This window comes from Novipirellula methanifontis, from assembly GCF_052161655.1.
Classification (GTDB): domain Bacteria; phylum Planctomycetota; class Planctomycetia; order Pirellulales; family Pirellulaceae; genus Novipirellula.
The window spans coordinates 3,850,577-3,872,580 of record NZ_CP197418.1 but is presented as its reverse complement, the minus strand read 5'-3'; the positions used below and the strand labels follow the sequence as shown (position 1 = coordinate 3,872,580).

General features: G+C 53.8%; 14 protein-coding genes. 9 read left to right on the top strand and 5 right to left on the bottom strand.

The window, feature by feature from the left end:
* Nucleotides 1-202 precede the first annotated feature (202 nt).
* Nucleotides 203-1,468 (top strand): hypothetical protein, encoded by a 1,266-nt coding sequence (locus tag SH528x_RS13535; protein WP_442511048.1) that lies wholly within the window; start codon nucleotides 203-205, stop codon nucleotides 1,466-1,468.
* 333 nt (nucleotides 1,469-1,801) lie between these two features.
* Nucleotides 1,802-2,878 carry a mannose-1-phosphate guanylyltransferase gene (locus SH528x_RS13530; RefSeq protein WP_442511047.1) on the top strand — a complete coding sequence of 359 codons (1,077 nt, stop codon included), beginning with the start codon at nucleotides 1,802-1,804 and terminating at the stop codon, nucleotides 2,876-2,878.
* Nucleotides 2,879-3,309: 431 nt separating this feature from the next.
* On the opposite strand, the gene SH528x_RS13525 is transcribed toward SH528x_RS13530, so the two are convergent.
* Both SH528x_RS13525 and SH528x_RS13520 read right to left on the bottom strand, forming a co-directional pair.
* Nucleotides 3,310-4,239, bottom strand: coding sequence for a hypothetical protein (locus SH528x_RS13525; RefSeq protein WP_442511046.1), 930 nt, complete (start codon nucleotides 4,237-4,239; stop codon nucleotides 3,310-3,312).
* Nucleotides 4,240-4,697: 458 nt separating this feature from the next.
* Nucleotides 4,698-6,851, bottom strand: a complete 2,154-nt coding sequence (locus SH528x_RS13520; protein WP_442512127.1) for a M3 family metallopeptidase — start codon at nucleotides 6,849-6,851, stop codon at nucleotides 4,698-4,700.
* A 258-nt stretch (nucleotides 6,852-7,109) separates the two neighbouring features.
* Between SH528x_RS13520 and SH528x_RS13515 the strand changes: the two genes are divergently transcribed.
* Complete coding sequence (locus SH528x_RS13515; RefSeq protein ID WP_442511045.1) at nucleotides 7,110-9,230, top strand: FAD-dependent oxidoreductase; 2,121 nt, start codon at nucleotides 7,110-7,112, stop codon at nucleotides 9,228-9,230.
* Nucleotides 9,231-9,369: 139 nt separating this feature from the next.
* Here the strand turns inward: SH528x_RS13515 and SH528x_RS13510 are convergent, their stop codons facing one another.
* On the bottom strand, nucleotides 9,370-10,569 hold the full coding sequence (locus SH528x_RS13510; RefSeq protein WP_442511044.1) for a sugar transferase: 1,200 nt from the start codon (nucleotides 10,567-10,569) through the stop codon (nucleotides 9,370-9,372).
* Nucleotides 10,570-11,950: 1,381 nt separating this feature from the next.
* Between SH528x_RS13510 and SH528x_RS13505 the strand changes: the two genes are divergently transcribed.
* From SH528x_RS13505 to SH528x_RS13485, 5 genes are all read left to right on the top strand, one after another.
* A complete protein-coding gene (locus SH528x_RS13505) occupies nucleotides 11,951-12,883 on the top strand; it encodes a polysaccharide deacetylase family protein (RefSeq protein ID WP_442511043.1) in 933 nt (310 codons plus the stop codon).
* On the top strand, nucleotides 12,880-14,268 hold the full coding sequence (locus tag SH528x_RS13500) for a lipopolysaccharide biosynthesis protein (RefSeq protein ID WP_442511042.1): 1,389 nt from the start codon (nucleotides 12,880-12,882) through the stop codon (nucleotides 14,266-14,268). The genes SH528x_RS13505 and SH528x_RS13500 overlap by 4 nt, the downstream gene beginning before the upstream one ends.
* Before the next feature lie 10 nt (nucleotides 14,269-14,278).
* Entirely contained in the window at nucleotides 14,279-15,502 is a 1,224-nt protein-coding gene (locus SH528x_RS13495) for an O-antigen ligase family protein (RefSeq protein WP_442511041.1), read from the top strand.
* Complete coding sequence (locus SH528x_RS13490) at nucleotides 15,495-16,511, top strand: glycosyltransferase family 2 protein (RefSeq protein WP_442511040.1); 1,017 nt, start codon at nucleotides 15,495-15,497, stop codon at nucleotides 16,509-16,511. The genes SH528x_RS13495 and SH528x_RS13490 overlap by 8 nt, the downstream gene beginning before the upstream one ends.
* A gap of 144 nt (nucleotides 16,512-16,655) precedes the next feature.
* Complete coding sequence (locus tag SH528x_RS13485; RefSeq protein ID WP_442511039.1) at nucleotides 16,656-17,828, top strand: glycosyltransferase; 1,173 nt, start codon at nucleotides 16,656-16,658, stop codon at nucleotides 17,826-17,828.
* Nucleotides 17,829-17,976: 148 nt separating this feature from the next.
* On the opposite strand, the gene SH528x_RS13480 is transcribed toward SH528x_RS13485, so the two are convergent.
* Both SH528x_RS13480 and SH528x_RS13475 read right to left on the bottom strand, forming a co-directional pair.
* Nucleotides 17,977-19,398, bottom strand: coding sequence for a GumC family protein (locus SH528x_RS13480; protein WP_442511038.1), 1,422 nt, complete (start codon nucleotides 19,396-19,398; stop codon nucleotides 17,977-17,979).
* Between the two features lie 357 nt (nucleotides 19,399-19,755).
* Nucleotides 19,756-20,994 carry a hypothetical protein gene (locus tag SH528x_RS13475; RefSeq protein ID WP_442511037.1) on the bottom strand — a complete coding sequence of 413 codons (1,239 nt, stop codon included), beginning with the start codon at nucleotides 20,992-20,994 and terminating at the stop codon, nucleotides 19,756-19,758.
* A 272-nt stretch (nucleotides 20,995-21,266) separates the two neighbouring features.
* Here SH528x_RS13475 and SH528x_RS13470 point away from each other — a divergent pair, with 272 nt between their 5' ends.
* Nucleotides 21,267-21,635 carry an ArsR/SmtB family transcription factor gene (locus tag SH528x_RS13470; RefSeq protein WP_442511036.1) on the top strand — a complete coding sequence of 123 codons (369 nt, stop codon included), beginning with the start codon at nucleotides 21,267-21,269 and terminating at the stop codon, nucleotides 21,633-21,635.
* Nucleotides 21,636-22,004: the final 369 nt, after the last annotated feature.

Below are 22,004 nucleotides of genomic sequence, written 5' to 3'. Positions count from 1 at the left end.
CTACAATCAAAATGCGTCACTTTTTTACTGACGCCGGGAACGTCGGGCGACAGAAACGATAGCAATTCAAACGCAATCACGGGCCCGATTGTCTTCTGCGGACTACGGATCGGGCAACCCGCCCAGCAGCAAGATACATTAAGATTACGTTTGTATTACATACGCCGTTAGCCTGGAAAATTCTAACCGGGTTACCCGAAACGTGCCCAACGACCTCGCTACCCATCTAGACAAACGCCTCGGCCGGCTCGAGGTTTGCGCCGGAATATCGCTTCATTCTTCGGAAATTCGCGGCGGCGATTGGCTCGAAACCCCCGCTCCGCTGGTTGCAGTGACCTCCAGCCGGTTGGGCCGCGATCCCTATTTGCACCGCTGGGTTTGCCAATTTCTATCCCGACGAATGCTCGAACTTCGCCACAGCCGATCGACGTTAATCGTTGCAGCGGGCTCGGCAATCGAGCCGCTTGCCACGCGAGCTGCTGAACTGTTCCATGTCCCGATCGTCAAATTGGTTGTGAACAGGGAGGACAGGGACTCCGGCGAACACGCGAACGTCTGCGAGATCCAATCGTCCGAACCACTCTCGCGTGACGCAGTGTTGATTGGCATCGCGGATCGCATTGATGGTTTGTACGTGCGACGAGGCGGCAAGATCGACACCGCCTTGAGAACGCGAATCGCGGCACTTCACGACACATCGACGCGTGTTGCCGTGATCGCCGACCTGCCGTCGGCCGCAGCGGAGTTGATTGCCGAAGGTGCGATTGGTTGGTATTTGACTCGCCCTTCCCGTATTGCCAGTAGTGAAGATCCGAATGTTTCCGATCCATCCACACACTCACATATCGAGCAAAGAGAGTTGAGCGACACGGCCTGGACCCGATCCGATGGCCAATGGTTAACACACACGACTCGCAGTTGCACGGGGCCTTGGCCAGGCCAAACCGAGCATCAATATCAAGACGAATTGCTGCTCTCGCGGTCCAATGAAAGTGAACCGTTTGCGTCCGGGAACAGTCCCCTGCAAACGCTTGCCCGAATCGTTCGCAGTGGTGTCATCGTTGCCAATGCGATCACCAGTTCAAAGAAATACCCGGTCGTCTGTTTCTCCGAAGTCCCGTTGGCAGACCGGCTGCACAAACGCAAATTCCGCTCGCACCTCGGGCGCTGGGATGACGAGCCGTATGGAATTGCGATCCGTTTGGATGCGGCAAAGCGACTCGGACTGAAACCGGTGATCTACGGCGACCCCAAGCAGCGGACGCAGCTTGCCGAGGAGGACCAATATCGCTTTCAGGCGAAAGGAAAAACGTTCGATTGGACTCAGGAGCGAGAATGGCGATCCGACCGGTCTGTCGACCTGACGCAACTCGACGTCGACGACGTGCGAATTTTCTTGCCCGATACGGAACAAGCCGAAACGCTGCATCCGATTGCCGACTGGAAAATCACGCTGCTAGGCAGGTAGTTCGGTATTTACCGGTGAAACGTCAATCATTCTGTGAGCCGAGGACGCTAGCCGCGGTGAGCATCAATATCGCAGGAAACTTGCCCGCGGCTAGCGCCGTCGGGTCAGATCATTATGTGGAATGACTCATAGTGACCTGCTTAGGCGATCCCGCGGCATTGCCCGAACCGCCTCGGTAATTGTAAGGATTCGCAGAAGGCAAATCAGGTCGGGGAGTCGTTCGGTACCGTTTCAAAACTAGGCTCATTGGTCTACGCTGTGCACAACAATTAAGTGGGCATTGACGGCTGCTGAAGCTCGTCACGGATGAATCCTCAACGAAAGAGACAAATCATGCTTTACGCAGTGATCATGGCAGGCGGCAGCGGAACCCGATTCTGGCCCGCCAGTCGAACGCTTCGTCCTAAACAATTGCTGACGTTGCACGGGGATCGCACGATGATCCAATCGACCGTCGACCGACTTGGCGATCTCGTTCCTGCATCACGCCAGATGGTTGTCACGAACAAAGTGCTAGTGGATGCGATCGCGGAGCAATTGCCATCGTTGTTGCCTAAGAACATCGTTGGCGAACCGTGCAAGCGCGACACCGCTCCTTGCGTTGGTCTGGCGGCCGCCCTTGTGCATCACGAAGACAAAGATGCCATCATGGCCGTGATGCCATCGGACCACGTGATCATGTCGCACGAAGCGTTCCAGTCGGCAATTACCACAGGCGAAGCGTTGATCAAGCAAGACCCGACGCGAATTGTGACCTACGGAATTCCGCCCACGTACGCAGCCGAATCGTTTGGTTACGTTGAACGCGGGGAATCAATTGCCACCGAAAACGCGTCGGTGTACCAGGTCAAACAGTTTCGCGAAAAGCCTGATGGCGAAACCGCTCGTCGCTACGTCGCGGCAGGATCGTTCTACTGGAACAGTGGAATTTTCTTGTGGCGGGCATCCACCATCCTCGACGCTTTGCAAAAGAACGAGCCCGAGATGTATTCGCACATCGCCGCGATCGCCGACCGGATTGGCAAACCCGACTACGCCGAGACGCTCGAGAAAGAATTCGCAGCCATCCAAGGCAAATCAATCGACTACGCCGTCATGGAGCAATACCCGAACGTCGTCGTGATCGAAGCCGAGTTTCCATGGGATGACGTCGGCAGCTGGCAAGCGTTGTCGCGTTTGCACGAGGCGGACGCTGCCGGCAATACCGTCGTCGGATCGCACGTTGGCATCGACAGTAGCGGCTGCATCGTGAACACCCTCGACGGCCACACCGTGGTCACGATAGACGTCGAGGACTTGATCATCGTGCAAACCCCCGATGCAACCTTGGTCGCGCCAAAGCACGCCGAGGAACGCGTCCGCGAAGTCGCGAAGCAGCTAAAAGAAAAGGGCCTAGAAGGACTGCTATAGCCAGAGTGACCTGATCCTAGAAAGGTGGGAACGTCCAAAGTTCAGATCGCGGGAGACGTGCGATTTATTACTTGTGATTTTGATGAGGGCTGAGTGAATGTAGGGTGGGCAAGTTTGCGAGGTGACTGGTGGGTCGTCGCAAAACCGACGAACTCCACCCAACAACTGATTTTGATTCAAACCTTCAAACGCGAACGCCGACCCACCAGACACATGGTTTTGTTTGACCCACCCTACATCAACTTATAAATCGCACGTTCTGAGCGATCAGCGACATTCCGCTACCACTGGTTCCCAGGCTCCTGCCTGGTAACCCAATGAATTGCAGGCTCCCGCCTGGCGAGCGTGAAAAGACGAGGTAGGAGTGTTGGGAACGAGCGTTTTTCGAAACGGCGTCCTGGGGGATTCTCTCTCGATAGCATGTCTGCCAGCTACTTGGCGAACTGGACGCTGATCTGGTCTTTGATATCGACATCCAAGCCGTTGATTTGGTCGATCAGTTTTTGCGTTTCGCTTCGCAATTCGGCACCGCGGTACCGCTGGCTCAAACGCGATAGATTGTCCACCGATTGTTTCTGCTCCAATAGCTGCCCGATTTCAATTTTGAAAAGCGTGACTTGGTCTTCGTTGTGAAAACGAGCATTGGTTTCACCGATTCCACTCTCCAATTCCACGAACAGCCCCATTCTCGCATCCTTCAAAACCTGGCTCATGAGCTTTTCCATCTGCGAGCCGGTGATCGAAACCACGCCAGACGCTTTGGGCTCTTCGGCAAACGGATCTTTGGTAGCCTGCTGCGGTTGCTGATTTGAATTCTCCTGAAGCTGATGGTCCCAGTCGCGTGAAATCAGCAAGCGGTCGCCTTGAAGCTGAAACCGCGTGCCTTCGGTAAGGGAAAGTGCTTCACGTGGACCGGGCTTGGACGAATCGGCATCTGTGCCGTCTGCGTTTTCTGCATCGTCTTTGGATTTGCGTCCAAGTTCAAACAACTGGTCACTGAGGACCAACTCGTTGACATCGTCAAAGGCGAACACCACTTCGAAACCTTTCCAGCCTTGCGGATTGGTTTTCGCTTCCACCGACTCGACTCGCACGCCCTTGCCTAAAGTTTCGGCCATGGCCAGCAGCTTTTCCTCCGCCGGCACACCCTCGTTTGGGTCTTTCTCCGACGACGATTCTTGCTTCGCACTGCCGATCGAAAAACCGACAGTGGTCTTCTGTTGGTATCTTCGCACGTGAACCACACCGCTGCCGTCACGTTTAACCTTCACCACCACCGATTCTTCGATACACCCCACAAACATCAACGTTGCCAGGCAAACGCCCCCACCCCACAAACACTTGGACACAAACTTGGACATAACGAATCTCGGCTCAGAAGTATGCGGAAGTCGTTAAGCATAACGCAATCGCAGGGTGCCCGGACTGACAAAGCCGAAAGTTGCCGCCTAGTTTCAGCGAGCAAAACGTTCGAATTTGACCGTGCGGCTAGCGGGCTGTTGACTTAGTGAGCCGTGACGCGTGAGCGACCGGGCCCCACGCAATACCCGGTGCCTTACGGCCCACGGCTCACCACTGCGAGTTGCAATTCGAAAAAATCAACTGCCCAGGCTTGCGCCGCACCGCGACAAAAGCCACCCGTTTAGTACCAAATTGGAGGGCCCGCGGCTAACGCCGTCGGCTCACAAAATACCCGGTTTCACTGGGACAAATCCCGCAATCTGCCTGTGGGGCCTCTACCAACCTCTCTCCAAAACGAAATGGATGGAGAGGTGGCAGAAAAGCAGCGCAGCCAGAAAACACCTGCAACAACAACCGACTACTCAACCGGAAAGCCGCGTTTGCGCAACAATGCACTGGTGTCGACGTCGCGGCCTCGGAATCGGCGGAATCCTTCAGCCGGATCAATCGTGTCGCCCACGCTCATCACGTTGTCATGCAAGCTTTTAGCGGTCGCTTTGTCGTAAAAACTGCCCGCTTCCTCGAACACTTCGACTGCGTCGGCGGTCAATGCATCGGACCACAGGTAGCTGTAGTAACCCGCCGAATACGAATCGCTACTGAAAATGTGAGCGAACTGGGGCGTGCGGTGACGCATCGGGATCTCGTCCGGCATGCCGATCTCCTTCAGCGTTTGTTTTTCAAACGCGTCGGGATCGATCGAGGTTTGGTCCGAGGTATGCAATTTCATGTCGACAATCGCACTAGACAAATACTCAACCGTGTCAAAACCTTGGTTGAATTTGGATGCCTTTTTGATCTTGTCCAGCAATTCCTGTGGCATCGGCTCGCCCGTTTCGTAGTGTACGGCGTATTGGCTTAGCACCTCGGGTGTATCGAGCCAGTGCTCCATGATCTGCGACGGAAACTCGACGTAATCACGTGCGACGTTGGTACCGGCTTGCGAAGGATAATTCACCTTCGAGTTCAAACTATGCAGTGCATGCCCGAATTCATGAAACAGCGTCACAGCGTCGTCCCACGAAATCAATGACGGTTTGCCTGCGACCCCTTTGACGAAGTTCGAGTTGTTCGAAACGACCGGCGTGATCGGCTCGTCGATGTTTTCTTGGCTGCGGTAATCCATCATCCACGCGCCACTGCGTTTGCCTTCGCGAGCGTAGGGATCGAGGTACCACAAACCGACGCGGTTGCCATCGGCATCCTCGACTTTCCAAACGCGAACGTCGGGGTGAAACACGGGGACGTCTTTGATCTCGGTGAACTGCATGCCATACAGTTCGCCGGCGGCCCACATCATCGCTTCGCGTAGTTTTTCCAATTGCAAATAGGGTTTGACTTCGTTGAAGTCGAGGTCGTATTTGTCTTTACGCACTTTCTCGGCGTAGTAGCGGTAATCCCACGGTGCGATGGTGATGTTGGCATTCTCGGAATCTGCGATCGCTTGCATATCGGCCACTTCTTCGCGAACACGGGCGACCGCTTTGGGCCACACCTTCATCATCAAATCCATTGTCGCGGCGGGCGTCTTGGCCATGGTCGGTTCCAATCGCCACTCGGCATGGTTCTTGTATCCGAGCAATTTGGCTCGCGCGGCACGCAAGCTGAGGATTTCCGAGATGATTGCGTTGTTATCGTGGGCGTCACCGTTGTCACCGCGGTTGTAATATTTCCGCCAAACCGTTTCCCGCAAATCGCGTTTGTCCGCGTAAGTCAAAAACGGATCCATCGACGAACGCGTGTTGGTCACGGCCCATTGGTCGGGTTTGTTTCGTTCTTCGGCCGCCGATTTCATGGCCGCAATCACGCTGTCGGGCAATCCGGCCAGATCCGCTTCATTATCGATCCAGGTGACGTAGCCTTTTTCATCCTCGAGCACGTTTTGGCTGAAATCAGTGAACAAGCGAGCCAATCGCGTATTGATTTGCGACATCTTGGCTTTGTCACTCGAGTTCAGTTTCGCGCCTTGGCGGACGAAGGTTTTGTAAAGATCGTCGACTAATCGTTTTTGAGCGACGGTAAACGACTGCATCGCATCGCTTTGATAGATCGCTTCGATGCGTTTGAACAGTTTTTCGTTTTGGTAGATGCTGTCGCGGTGCTCGGACAATTTCGGCGCGACCGCACGTTCAATATCGGGAATCGGGCCGACGTTCAGGTTACCGGTGTGAACATCGAAAAGTGTTTCCACGCGGTCGAGCGTCTTGCCCGCTTTCTCCATCGCGACGATTGTGTTTTCAAACGTCGGCGGTTCGCTTTGGTTGGCGATTGCACTGAGCTCGACGCTCGCGATTTGGATCGCGGTCTCAATCGCTGGCAGGAATTCTTCTTGGCGGACGAGGTTCCAAGGGGGAACGCCACCGTAGGGACCGGTCCATGGTTTGAGCATTACAGAATCCGAACTCATTTCTTTTTTCTCGACTTTCGTGTCATCGGAGGTACCAGCAGCAATTTCGGCCGCCGCCACCCATTGCGGAGCAAGCAGGAAGACGCCCACGGCCAACGCGAACATCTTGGGCAGGAGAGATTGGGGGTGATTCACAGAGAATTCCTTTATTCAGACATCATCTTGAAGCAGCAAGTGTGAATTATCTTCGTCGTTATTCTACAATGTCTCGGCCAGACGTCATCGGTAGCGAAGGGACGCAATTCGTTCTTTATGTTGACGGGGATGCTGGCTTGGTTTCCGCTCCCTCCCACTGCCTTCAAATAACTATCTTCAGGATCCACCACTATGACTCCCTTGCTTTCGAGGACACGAATGTCCGTTATGAAGCGACTACGCTTTCACCTGCTTGTCTTCTTCGTCGCCGCCACCGCAGTTCAGCAGTGCCACGCGGCGGATCCCGCGTCAGAACAATATGACATCGTGGTGTACGGCGGCACATCCGCCGGGGTGATCGCGGCGGTCCAGGCAAAGAAGATGGGCAAGTCGGTCGTGATCGTGGGCCCCGACAAACACCTTGGTGGATTGACCAGCGGCGGACTGGGATGGACCGATACAGGCAACAAGTCGGTGATCGGCGGATTGTCTCGAGATTTCTATCACCGGATTTGGAAAGCCTACGAGAGTCCTGAATCGTGGGTCCAGCAGACCCGCGAGCAATATGGCAACAAAGGTCAAGGAACTCGCGCGATCGATGGCAACAACCGCACGATGTGGATCTTTGAACCGCACGTCGCCGAGCAGGTTTACGAAGACTATGTCCGAGAGTTCGAAATCCCCGTTTTCCGCGAAGAGTATCTCGACCGCGAGTCGGGCGTCACGATGAAAGAGGGCCGAATCGCCGCGATTCGCATGCTCAGCGGGAAAAAGTACACCGGCAAAATGTTTATCGATGCCACCTACGAAGGCGACTTGATGGCCTCCGCCGGGGTGAGTTATCACGTCGGACGTGAGCCCGGATCCACCTATGGCGAATCGTGGAATGGCGTTCAAACCGGAGTACTGCACCATTCGCACCATTTTGGCATCCTGAAAACACCGGTCAGCCCCTATGTCGTTGCCGATGATCCTACCAGCGGCGTTCTGCCTCGCGTCAGTGCCGATCCACCGGGCGAAAAAGGGGCCGGCGACGATCGCATCCAAGCCTACTGTTTTCGTATGTGCTTGACCAACGATCCATCCAATCGAATTCCATTCGCAAAACCCGAAGGATACGATCCGTCGCAGTACGAGTTACTGGTTCGTATTTATGAGGCAGGATTCAACCAAACCTTTGGCAAATTCGATCCGATCCCAAATCACAAAACGGATACCAATAATCACGGGCCAATGAGCACCGATAATATTGGGTTTAATTATGAGTATCCCGAGGCGAGCTATGAGAAACGTCGTGAGATAATCAAAGAGCATGAAACCTATCAAAAAGGTTGGTTGTATTTCATTGCCAACGATCCTCGGGTCCCCGAGCAAACACAGGCAGAGATGCGAAAGTGGGGGCTACCGAAAGACGAGTTTGTTGATAACGGCAATTGGTCGCATCAGTTGTATATTCGTGAGGCGCGGCGTTTGGTTGGCAAATTTGTGATGACCGAGCAGGAATTGCTAAAACGACGTGATACGCCTGAGTCGGTAGGCATGGGATCCTACACGATGGATTCGCACAATGTGCAGCGTTACATCACTCCGGAGGGTCACGTTCAAAACGAAGGTGACATCGGGGTCAGCACCAATGGGCCCTATGAAATCGCCTACGGTTCACTGGTCCCAAAAAAGAAGGAATGTAAAAACTTGCTGGTCCCGGTGTGTGTTTCTAGTTCGCATATCGCGTTCGGCTCGATTCGCATGGAGCCCGTGTTTATGATCTTGGGGCAAAGTTCGGCGACAGCGGCAGTGATGGCGATCGACAAAAACATCGCAGTACAAGATGTCCCTTACGACGAACTCCGCGAACGCCTGCAAGCGGATGGCCAAGTGTTGCACTACGCGGGCTCGGCAAGCAGCTCGGCTCGCGAACGAGTCTATCTGAAGGACTTGAAAGGAACCGTCGTCGATGATTCCAAGGCTCAGTTAACTGGGACGTGGCGTCCCAGCACGTCGTCATCGAAGTTCATTGAGCACGGCTATATCCACGACGATAATGCATCGGATGGCAAGGCGACGATTGCGTTTGTGACGACGTTGCCAAAGGCGGGCGAGTACGAAGTGCGGCTTGCCTACCCGGCGAATTCAAATCGTGCCAGTAACGTCAAAGTGGTCGTCGATCACGCCGCTGGATCGACCACGGTTAGTGTGAACCAGCAAAAGACGCCACCGATCGATTCGCTGTTTCTATCGCTCGGCAAATTTCGATTTGACGCGAATCGGAAAGCGAGTGTACGGATCGCTAACGATGGCACCAACGGCCACGTCGTAGCCGATGCGGTGCAGTGGTTGCTCATTCCGTAGTCGACGATCAAAAGTGAAGCCAAAGTCGTCGAGACTTTGGCTGATCGTTTTGTTATTCACGAATTAACCCCAGACGCCAATCTGGGGTAGGGGAAGACAGAGCGAAGTGAGGCGCAACGCGACGAGCAGCGTCGCTGACTTAGCGACTACCTTTGGCTCGGAGCGGGACGCCTACGGTTTGAGCCATCAGGGTGACGTCTTTCCAAAGGCTGGCGTTGTCGACGTATGCGAGGTCCATTCGCATCCATTCGTCGAATGTGTCTGCCTTTTCTTTGGCAACTTGCCAATTGCATGTGATGCCGGGACGAATGTCCAAACGGCGCCGATGCCACGGTTGGCATGCTCGACTCTCGCTGACAGGAAGCGGACGAGGACCAACAATCGACATGTCGCCTCGTAGCACATTCCAAAGCTGCGGCAATTCGTCGACGCACGTTGAACGCAGCATCTGTCCTAAGCGTGTGACGCGAGGGTCATTTCGCATCTTGAAGGCGGGTCCGTCGCGTTCGCTCTTGTTCCGCAGACTTGCTTGCTGCGATTCTGCATTGACCACCATCGTACGTAATTTATAGATCGTAAACGGCACCCCGTCGCGTCCTTCGCGTGATTGCAAAAAGAACGCGGGACCACCATCTCGCTTGATGACCGCTGCTGCCACCGCGATCACCGGTGCAGCAAACAGCAATCCAACACTGGCCACCGTGATATCGAACGTTCGTTTAATGATCGAATCAGCTTGAAAGCTGACGTTGCTGACGCGAGTCGACATCAGATCGTAAGCTTCGTTGGAGTGCGGGGTTGCCATCCGCGTCCCGCTGCCGACCCATTCGTCGTCGTGAAAACGCCGTCGGTCTCGTCCAACAGGATGTTTGTCGTGCAGTCGTACTTTGGAATCGCCGGAATCTTGATCTCCGCCGCTTGCGGATGAGTCATCCGAATCGTCGTTATTAAACGATTGTGGGTCATAAACGCTAAGTGCGATGTCCGCCTTCAGATTGGCTGTACTTAGCAGCCCCTTTAGACGGTCCACAACGATCCGCCCTCCCATCTCGGGTGTGTCGACTAGAAGAACACCGATGGTGAAACGATTGACATGCCCCTTTTCGTCGCTCATTCGCACGTTGCGGCGAACCAGCTTGGCGAGACTGCGGGTGTTTTTGGCCGTCCGCTGAACGCCACAAAGCTCGATATTCAGAACACAAAATGGAATATTACGTCGCACCGTTCTGGCACGCTCTCGCGCAATCTCTCGATCAAACTCGCGACCCGACAATATCCACGAATTGATGCGGCGACGAGCGGAATAGTTGGTCGTATAACGTGAAATCAGTTTCAGCACGGTGCACGTCCAATGGCAGAAGTAAAAATCAAGATGAGTATTGCCGGCATAAATTCAAGGTGAAATTGTACGATGCTCGAAACGTCGAATCACGTCTCACATCAAACCACCCGTGTCGGAATCAAAGATACAAGTCGAATCAACTTTGAACAGTGTGACGACTGTACAAATTAGGTAAAAGCAACTTTTTGTCCACCTAATTTCAAGAAATATATTAATGCAAAGTCTAATTGCAACTCCTGTGATAACTATCATCTTTTTCACTATCATCCCAAAATCATAGTGATTTCAATTGCCGAGAAATGTAGGAGATCTGCAGTCAGATCGATAACTCTTATGCAGCTAGCGGTATAGAAGGCAGGCTCTCAGCCAGGTTTATGGTGCTGATTGAGGCAATAGGCAGCTGGCTGTCTTGGAACTGAACTGGGGTGCAATCGGTTCTTTCGTTGATCGATGCCGATCGACTCGAAGGGCGGCCAATGAATGCTCCCGCCATCGAACAAAATTTCAAGGCAAGTGGATCTGACCCTAATTTTTCCGAGGATTTTCGCTCAGCTAGGTTTGTCGATCCCATCCCACGTAACGGTTCGGTTCACATGCTGCGGCTTTGATGATGCCAATCGCGCGGGATCGAAAACAATTTAGTGAATATTGGTAGAAGGATTCATTGCAGAGAAATCCATTGTGATCTCTATACAGGGTGGAATTGATAAAGACAGTTAGTAAGTCGACTGAATGGATCGTTTGATATCAGCAATGGCCATTACGACTGTCTGCGGTAAGTGTTGCAATGTGCACACCGTGTGCGTTTTCGATTCGCTCGTGAAATGGGATCGATGCAGGCACATTGGTTCGTAACGGTTTTATCGATTGTAGCGATCCCTAGGTGTTCCCGTAGCCGATCACCGGCCCCTGTTTTTGAAGAGGGTGCGGTACAAATTTCAACATTAATGGGGCGGTAATTTGCGGAGAATCCGCGTAGTAGTGATAATCGGTGGGCTCATCTCGCTACCGTGGATTCGCTTTGAATTTGAGGTTGTCGCGATCATTCCGCTGACCATACTTATTGCAGTTGCCGATTGCCGTGAAAATCGACCGAGAATCACCTGTGGAATTTCCGTTTGACTACGTTTTTTCCGGAACGATTTGCGTGGTGGGGTGTTTATTAGAGGTGCGCGACTGGGGCGGAGCCGGTCGGTCCTTTCACGGCGACGTTAGGACTCGCATTCTCCGGCATGTCTAGTATTGCGATCAACGCGGATTTGCCCGAGCGAGTCGCAACCCGAAGGATCGTTCTGGTCGAATCGATTGTTGAGTTCTGGCGTTGATTGAATTATCCGATGGCTCTTGATTGCAAGAGCCGCATCACTGAAGAAAACCGTTGCCAAATTCTTTTTATTCGCGTATCGCTGCACTCCAACGTGAATGGAAACAGAGTGTCATTGTCCGCACTCCATTGGCACTCGCGATTGCGGCGGGCGGTCGGACTCGCGTTGTCGATGCGTTTGGAATTTTGATGTACCATCGCGTTACCAACGCGGTTCGCGGATTCCCGTTCCCCACTCTAAACGTCACACCCGAGCGATTTCGCAGCCAGCTAAGCGGACTGCTGGATCGAGGCCATCAAGCGTGGCCCCTGCGTCGAGCCCTCGAAGCGCATGCTACGGGCGAAGTGGTCCCACGAAACGTTTTCGTGGTGACATTCGACGATGGCTATGCGAACAACTTCACGCAAGCTTTTCCGATTCTTAAAGAGCTTGGTATTCCAGCAACGATCTTCATTGCCACCGCATACCTAGACACAAACGATCCGTTCCCCTTCGAAGACTGGACGCCGGCTGGAGCCGATGCGGTTCCAGCGGATTCGTGGCGTCCGCTAACGACCGATGAATGCCACGTGATGCTCGACAGCGGCATCATCGAGCTTGGCGCTCACACGCATACTCATACCGCGTACCGACACCAACCGGAGCCTTTTCGCGAAGACTTGCAAACGTCGATGCAAATTCTGCGTGAGCGATTCGGATATGAGGATTTAACCTTCGCGTTTCCGTTCGGCAAACGGCATCATGGGTTGGCCGGCCCCACGATGTACCCGGCCGCGCAGCAAGCCGGTGTGTTGTGTTCATTGACCACTGAAAATGAGTTAGTGCAACCCGACAGCAATCCTTATGATTGGGGGCGTTTCACGGTTTGCCAGGGCGATACCGGTGCCACAATCTCGGCAAAGCTCAATGGATGGTATAGTTTCATGCGTGATGGATGGCGTGGGATCCGGCGGCGTACCCGAGTAGGCGGCACGAAAACGACGTGAGATTACCTGCACTATTACGGCGAAATCTATCACCTGCGTCCCCGGACGTTGTCGGCGATACTTCGATGCCCGTTTCCGATCGATTGCGAAGCGTTCTGCAAAGTCCCAATTTGCGAGGAGGGTCGCTGTCGGTTTTGGATCAAGGGATTGTCAGTGCCACTAATTTCCTAACGACGGTGATGATCGGCCGATGGTGTGGTCAAGATGGGCTGGGAATCTACTTTCTCGCATTCAACATCGTGCTGCTATCGAGAAACATTCAATATCAATTGGTCGCGGGTCCTTATACCGTTTTCGCTCATCATCGTGCGCCGAGTCAGCGGGCATCGTATGACGGCAGCACACTGGTTCATCAATCCGTGTTAGCCATGTTTGCGGCAGTGACGACGTGGCTGTCGATTCGTTTTCTGATGCCCGATAGTGACTTGGCCTCCGGCGGGATGCTGTTGGCCGTGCTAACGCTAACGCTGCCGTTCATTCTGTTTCGCGAATTTATCCGCCAAGTAGAACTAGCACATCTAAATCTGGTTAGCGTGGTTTCGATTGATGCCGTCGTCGCGTTGGTACAGCTCGTGGGCCTATTCGCACTCGGTTGGTTCGGCGTGGTTAGCGTTGGTCGTGCGTTTGTCCTAATTGGAGGGGGCTCGCTATTGGCAGGCATCGGATGGTTCGTGACGCGGCGGCCAAAATTTGAATTTCGCTTGCCGGAAATCCATGCCGACTGGCGTAAAAATTGGTCGTTCGGAAAATGGGCTTTGGCTAGCCATTTGACCGGCAGCTCGATGCCTTACTTGATGCCCTGGATCACGGTCGTGGTACGAGGCGAAGAAGAAACAGGAATGTTTGCCGCGTGCACGACGTTGATTGGATTGTCAAACGTCGTCGTGCTAGGGATCGACAGTTTCTTGACCGCGCGATGTGCAGCAAGCTTTGCCAGCGGAGGAACGCAGGCGTTGAAGAGTATCCTGTCGCGTTTCATGGTTATCTTTCTAGTCCTCGTTGGATTCTTCTGCCTGATGGTGATTGCCGTGGGCGGTCCGCTCGTTCAGTGGGTGTACGGCGCCAAGTATGCTGGTGCGGGGCCGATTATGATTTTGTTGTCCTTCAGCGTGTTGGCGCGTTCGATGGGGATCGTCGCCGGAGCGGGGATCTGGGCGATGCATCTACCCAAGGCCAATTTGATTTCCGACATTTTGACGTTGGTGGTCGCGATGACGGTGACCTATTTCGTCGTCGAGTCGCACGGCGTATTGGGGATTGCGATCGCAACCTTCGCCGGGTCGTTGGTCGGTGCCATTTCACGAGGGATGACGACCATTATGCTGTTGCGGCGTGTCACACTCGAAGAGGCGAACGACGCATTGGCGTTGTCTGCGAATCAATGAGGACTTCGAAATGACACAGCCCCGACTTGGATACTTGTACGTACTGAGCCTTCCGATCTGCGCGGCAATCGCTACGCCGCGTGGCTTGGAAATCGCAGGACAGAATTACACCGGCTGGTTGTGGTTGGGACTATTGGTCTTGGGCGTTCTGTTGATGTTGATCGACAAGGCCATTTTTGGTGATCAGCGATGGGTGCGTTTTCCGGTAATCCCGTGGGTAGCCTTCTTTGGTTTCAACTGGATTTCGTTGCTTTGGGCCGATGATTTTGGTTCCCGCAACATCCAAGATGCGATGCAAGTGAGTATGCCGCTGATTGCGGGGGCAGCGGCTTCAATGTTCATCGAAACGAACGCTCAGCTCCGTACTCTGCAGCGTATTTTTCTGTTTTCGATGCTGCCACTTCTCGTTTCACTGATCATTTGGAGACTGGATCTGATGCCGTCTCTCGATTTTGATACAGGGATGCGACCGCTAGGACTGACCGTAGGATTGGTGGGCTGCGTGATGCTGGCGATGGCACCTCCACGCTATTTGTTTGCCTTCGCAGGTTGGGGAGCGAGCCTGGCTATCTGCTTTGCCTCGGGCGGTAGGACGGTCACCCTATCGATTCTTGCGCTACCGATGCTGCATCCCCGCATGGGTACCAAACTCGGGCGTGTTGCCTTGTGCGCGGTGATGTTAGTACTCGCGGTGGCCGTGTTTCATTCGGAAACCTTTCAGCAGCGGTTCTTTTACTCTGGGCACGGCACGCTCGAAGATTTGATGGCGGGAGACGTTCGCGGATCAGGCCGGTTTGATGCTTGGCCCAAAATCTTTGACCATGCGATGTTGACCCCATGGCTCGGCCACGGGATCGGATCGGCATATGATTACGTCGCAATCGTCTGGCCCGGAATGAACCATGTTCAAAATGATTACCTGCGTGTCTTCTATGAAACAGGTGTTGTAGGTTTCACGATTTTTGTCTTTGTCGCGATCTGGCAAACGATTAGTCTGTTCCTGCGAGTGCGATCCAGTACCGGATTGGTTCAGCAAACCTATTTGGCCGCTTGGTTGGGATGGCTTTTGTTTCTCATCAATGCAACCACCGGAAATCCGATCTCCTACAACCTATGGTTCATGAATCCACTGTTTGTATTAATGGGCGCGGCGTATGGCGTCGACGCCCTACAGCGTGACGAGTCGTCGCCTAATACCATCGACCCTTCAGATGACCCCTATCTCCATGACTAAGCCTGATATTTCCATCGTTATTTGCACGCACAAACGTCCTGACATGCTCAAGGATGCGTTGTCGAGTTTGATTCGCCAGGAAACCGATGGTGAATTCACTTACGAAGTCGTCGTCGTGTACTCGGCCTGTCCGATCGATCCTGAATTGATTGCCGAATTCCAGCAGCAGACCGACGCACCACTGCGTGCGGTCATGGAATCGCGAGCGGGTCAAGTCACGGCACGCAACCTTGGGCTTGATGAGGCCCAAGGCGAGTGGATCGCGAATTTTGACGACGACCAAATCGCAGAGCCGTATTGGTTGAAAGAGCTTTGGAAAACCGCGCAAGAACATCAGTGTGAGTGTGTTGGCGGCGCATTGCAGCTTCGATTTCCCGACGGTTGCGATCGCAAACTGACTCCGAAAATGCAGCGAATGCTTGGGGCGACTGTGCCTTGGGATACCGTTCGCCCCTACACGGATCAGCAAGGTCCTGGTTCGGGAAACCAGATGTTGCATCGAAGCGTGTTTGACAAGCTCGGCAAGTATGACGAGTCATTTACGCTTCGCGGTTACGACACCGATATGTATCGTCGCATCCGGATGGCGGGGTTCAAGTCTTGGTTTAACCCGAGAGCGCTGGGGTATCACGTGACACCGTCATCGCGGTTGCAAGACGAATACTTCAAAGAAACGTCCTTGCACAATGGCTGGAGCTTTTCGCGTCGAGACCAAATGGAGCGTGGCACGTTTAAGAATCTGAGTATTGCAGCGGCACGCGCTGCTCAATCTGCGCTGCTTGTTTGGCCCGGACTGATCCTCTCGCGAATGACTGGGGCGTCGAGTGACAATATTGATCGGCCTATCCAACTTTGGCGAAACGAAGGCTACATTCGCTTTGCACTGTACGACTTCGCACCGAAGTTGTTCCCGCAGACTCGGTTCTTTGACAAGTACGAATTTCGTCCGGAATTTCGCATGGCGAAACAAGCAAAGGCATCTGTAGCCGCCGACCCTGTCGCGACTTAAGCCTAGAGCAATTTCAGAAATAACGTGGGATTCACGCCGTAGCTTCGTTCCCCAGATTATGGTCCTCCGCGAACGCGACGCTAGCTACATCAAAAGCTAAAATGCTCTAAACCGCTTGCTATATTGAATTTGGAAATTTCGACGATGCACATACTGTTGTGTCATAACTACTACCAGCAAGCCGGCGGCGAGGATCAATCGTTTGCCGAAGAGGCGGATCTATTGACCCGGCATGGTCATTCGGTCGTTCGCTACACGCTGCACAACGATTCGATCAAGACGATGGGGAAGCTGGATGTTGCCTCACGCACGATCTTCAATCGGCATTCGTATCGCGAATTGCGGCAATTAATCCAGCGTGAAAAGCCGGATGTGATGCACTGTACCAATACGTTTCCGCTGATCTCACCGGCGGCCTACTACGCTGCAAAACGCGAAAAAGTGCCGGTCGTGCAGTCGTTGCGGAACTATCGTTTGATGTGTCCCGACGCGTACCTGTATCGTGATAATAAGCCGTGCGAGCTTTGCGTCGGCAAACTGGTTCCCTGGCCGGCGATCAAGCATAAGTGCTATCGGGGCAATCGAACGGCCACGGCGACGGTGGCAGCGATGTTGACGATCCATCGGCTGCTAGGCACTTACCAGCGACGGGTCGGCATGTTTTACGCCCTGACCCAATTTGGCCGCCAAAAGTATATCCAAGGCGGATTGCCAGAGCAGAAATTAGCGGTAATGGCCAATTTCTTGGATTCCGATCCGGGGGTCGGTACGGGCACAGGGGGCTATGCCTTATTTGCCGGCCGTTTCTCACCGGAAAAAGGATTGGATACGTTGCTTGCCGCGTGGCGACAATTGTCTCCCACGATGCCGCTGAAAATTGTCGGCGACGGCCCGATGGCGGACAAGGTACAGCAAGCCGTAGCCGAGAACCCGGCGATCACATGGCTAGGACGTCGTCCGAATCAGGAAATTTTGGACTTGGTCGGCGAAGCATCTTGTTTAATATTTCCTTCGCTCTGGTACGAAGGATTGCCGCGCACGATTGTTGAAGCGTTTGCGAAGGGGACACCGGTGGTGGGATCTAATCTCGGCGCGATGGCAGAATTGATCGAGCACAATAAGTCAGGGATCTTGTTCGACCCCGCCAATCCCGAAGCCCTGGCTAGCTGTATCTCCGAAGAGTCTCAGCGGCCGGATGGATGGCAGCGGATGCGGTCGGCAGCACGTCAACGGTATGAAGATAACCACACCGCCGAAGTCTGTTACGACACGTTGATGGATATCTATCGTCGAGCCCGCGAAAACAGCGGGTTGTAGCGGTTGCGGCCAGAGTCGTCGACTTTGGATCTTGGCGGCTCGCTTTTCTTCCGGCTTAGTCCTCAGTCACCTCGCCCCCAAAAAAGTTGACGGAGAGGTGTCAGGACGACGTACAATTCACAATCGCAACGAATTTCCGCGAGCCGCGTTAGCCTTTTTGGCGACTCAGGAATTCAGGCTTCGCTACGGGAGAAAACGTTTCGCGTCGCCATTCTGCTGCTGGCGAGGGATCGTGCTGGGTAACGGGGTTGCGGAAGTATTCGATCAGCAGTGCCAATCCGCAGCTTGCCATCAGAGACAACATAAAACCGGCGGCCAGGGCGAGCTTCTTCTTCGGTGCGACAGGAAACGACCTCAACGTAGGTGCTTGCATCACGCTAACGTTCGAGATCTTATCGAGTTGCATCGCTTCGTCGATTCTTGATTGCTCACGACGTTCCAGATTTGCTAAATACTCGCTCTCAAGCTGCTCTACACGACTCTCGCCTTGGGCTAAGACGACTTCTTGATCGTTCAACACGAGCATGTCTTTGTGAAGTTGAGCTTGGTATTTCTCCAGCGAGTCAAGCCGAGTTTGCAACGCCTTGATGTCGGATTCTTCGACCGCAATGATCGCCGATTGCATGCTGGATTGAGTTGGGGTCTCCTCCGCGAGCACGCTGCGCAGTGTTTCCAGTTGGCTGTGCACGGCAGCAACCTCAGGATGGTCGTTGGTCTTGCGAGCTAGCAGATCCTGTTCCTTCACTTCGAGCTGAAACAGCTGTTCACGCATCGCGGCCAAGCCGTCGTTAGGTTGGCCGCCCACCATTTGACGAACCAGAGATTGCGGTAGCGACGACAGCTTTTCACGCAGCGTTGTGAGTCTCGCTTCGGATGAGGCAAGATTGGTGCGTGATTCGGCGATGTCGCGGTCGACGCGGGCAAGTTCGTCTTCCAAGCCACGGCGGCGTCCTTCGTAGGAATTCAATCGGTAGCTACTCTTGAGGTCGCGGAGGTCAAGGTTCGCTTGCTCGAGTCTTTGCTGCAGTGTGGCTGTTTGGGCTTCAAAGAAATCAAAGGATCCGCGACTTCGAGTCACACGCATGTGTTCTTCGAGAAACGTCGACAAAATCGAGTCGAGCGACTGTTGTGCGATTTCCGGAGTTTCGCCTTTGCAAGCAACGCGGATCACATACGATTGCCTCGGCGACGAAATCGTCACCTTCTTCGCGAGACTTGTGATCGCGAGTTCACGTTGGAGTGGCGAATCGAAGCTCTCATCTTGAAAGTTTGCTTCAAGTGCTTTTTCGATAATTGAACGGCTTTCGAGATGCTCGATCAACGAATTGATGTCTGCTTCTCGAGACGCATTCAGACTGACCGTTTGTCCGGTCGACGCAGCAGGGTCCAAGCCGACGTTTTCGCGACCTAGCCGAACGAACAACTTGGCTTCGGATTCATACGTGTTCGGATAATAGAACAGGACGACCGCAAGTCCGGTCATCGAAAGCACGACCAATGAGGTGATCAAACGCCAATGGCTGAGGAACACATCGACAATCTCTTTGAGAGTCCAATTACGTGACGGCATGGTTGGCATAATTCCGTTCCGATTATTCGGGTTGGATGAGTGATAGCGAGGATGAATCGATGCCCGTGCGTTTTGGCGGCTTCGGGACTCGCTTGGAATCGACGGCCACCCGCTTGGAAAATCAGAACGCGAGTGATCGATTTGGGCAAGATAGGACGAAGGATGGTGAACCAACCAACGCAAAAAAACCGTAGTTTCAGTCTACTTCGTCACGGTGCATCGTCTAGGCGTCGATTCGAGGAATTCGCACATATCAGCGATCGCTCGAGGCGTTCAGGGTTCGGCAATCCGTAGCCACCACACTGGTTGAGGACATTTCGGCTGTAATTCCGATGACAGTCATAGCAGCGAATGCGATCAACTGGGCACTGGCTCTCGCTTCTTGGCATCGCTCTTCAACAGCACATCGACTCGCTCGCGGACCTGTTCTCGCGACAATTCTTCGTCGACGGCTTTGTCGGGAAAGCCCAAATCGTCAAGCAAGAAGCTAAACGTGGGATGTCGTTCCGCACGCGTGAATCCGACCTCCGAGAGCGAGACACCGTGGACCAACGCGATCGTCGCCATCGCTGCATCACCCAATTGAGTGGTTAGTTTTTCGCCACGTGCAAAGCCACGTTCGCTGACCACTCGAGTGTCGTCGAGCAGGGGGACAACCAATGCCGAGTCGGCTTTGTCGCCAAAGCGAGAAACCGTTTGCAATGCCAACGCAATCGTTTCGACCGACGTGGCTTCCGCGAGCGTACGTCGTGCTAGGGGCAATGCTTGATGAAGATCCCAGCTCATCGCAAAAAACAAGATCTCTGCTCGATTATTCAGACTGCTGCGATTGATCCATCCACTGACCAATGCGTCGACGGGGCCGCCAAGTTGGATGTCTCGATGAAGGCTGTTCGCAGCCTCTTTTCGCAAGAGTGAAATCATCAAGCTTTCGAAGTCCTGATTAACGGGCACGTTGGGGTCGTTTGCCGGCAGCAACAAAGCAACCACATCGGCGCGACTGGGGACTTCGAGTTGAACGAACATCTTGTTTTGCACCCGCCCCGCACAGGCGTTCATCGCCATGAATCGCTCGCGAGGCGAACCCGCCAGCGACTTGGTGATTTCGGGGTGTTCCAGCATCAGTTCGACGAACATCTCGCGGACACTGGGTGAATTCCCCATGAAGTCTTGAGTTTCCTGCCATCCATCGAAGTCGATATCGTCACCGGCCAAGAAGGCTTCGATGCGAATTTGCAGATCGCCCTCGGTCAATTGACGAACCAATTGATTCGTACGCAGGCGAACTTCGGGGTCCGTTGCCTTCTCGGACGCAATGCGTAATTCCGGCAGGATATCGATTCCACGCTGCATCAACTGGCTCGCCGCACGCTCTCGCATCGCGAATGAGTCGGCCCCGAGATCTTCGATCCACTTATTGATTTCAGGATCTTCGCTTGGTGAGTCCTCCGATTTTCCGGCAGTCTTCGGAGCGTCCGCAGCCTTCGGAGCGTCCGCAGTCGTCTGTGCGATCGCCGCAGTGTGCCACCCGGCAATTGCAGGCATGACCAGGATGACGGTCAAGAACATACGGAACGTGGAAGCGTGAAAATGCATTTCTTTCTCAAGGCAGAGATGAACCAGACGGTGAAACAATGCAGCCAATCGACAGGACCACCGCAATCGTAGCGATCAACCACATTGTAGCGAAAGCAGGCTGTTCTGGCCGCCCTGGAAAAACACGAGGATTCACGGCAATTATGCCCCAAAAAGACGAGTGGAATCACAATTCGCTGTAGCCGCCAGCCGCGACGTTGTTTGCTAACAAATTCCTTAGTTTCGATTGACACCTCGTCAGCTCGCGATACGTTAGTTGTTGGAGATCATTGATGGCAAAAAAGAAATCAACAACATCGACGTCCGCGAAACCGGTTGACCGCGAATCTGCGAAACCCGCTGTGCGTCAGGCGACTCACGGCAGTGCGGCATTTGCCGAAGCGGCGGAGTGCTTAAAAACGATCGCGCATCCGGTGCGTTTACGGATGATCCAGTTGCTGTTGGATGGACGCTACACGGTCGGCGAACTCGCCGCGGATTGCCAGATCCCCGACAACGTCGCATCGGAGCATCTACGACTGATGCAGCGGTGTGGTTTCTTCACCAGCGAGCGGGAGGGCCGCCGCGTCTACTACCAAGTCGCCGAGCCCCACCTGAAGCAATTAATGGCCTGTATCGAAAGCCGATTTCTATCCCCCTAAGCAGGTAGGCAGGAATCATTGGGTGAAATCCCGTTAGCCGTTTTGACGCTAGCCCCGGTTCAGCGCCGGAACCGGGGCTAGCGCCAAAACGGCCAATTTACTGAAAGACTCCTGACTAACTGCTTAGCCGCATTAGCTGTGGCATTAGCTTCGAGAACACGATCTGACCAACGCAACGGTTCATCCCTGGAACCAAGGCTCCGAGAACGAAACGATCGATTGCGGTCTGACTAAGGCACGCCACGACGCGACACGCGGCGTTCTAAAATGTCGAATTCGCGCACGAGCGATTCAATTTTCAAATCACTCCTCCCGAGGGATTGATGGCGTCTGCGGCGAGTTAGCGATTTCTGCTTCCTGACAAACAAA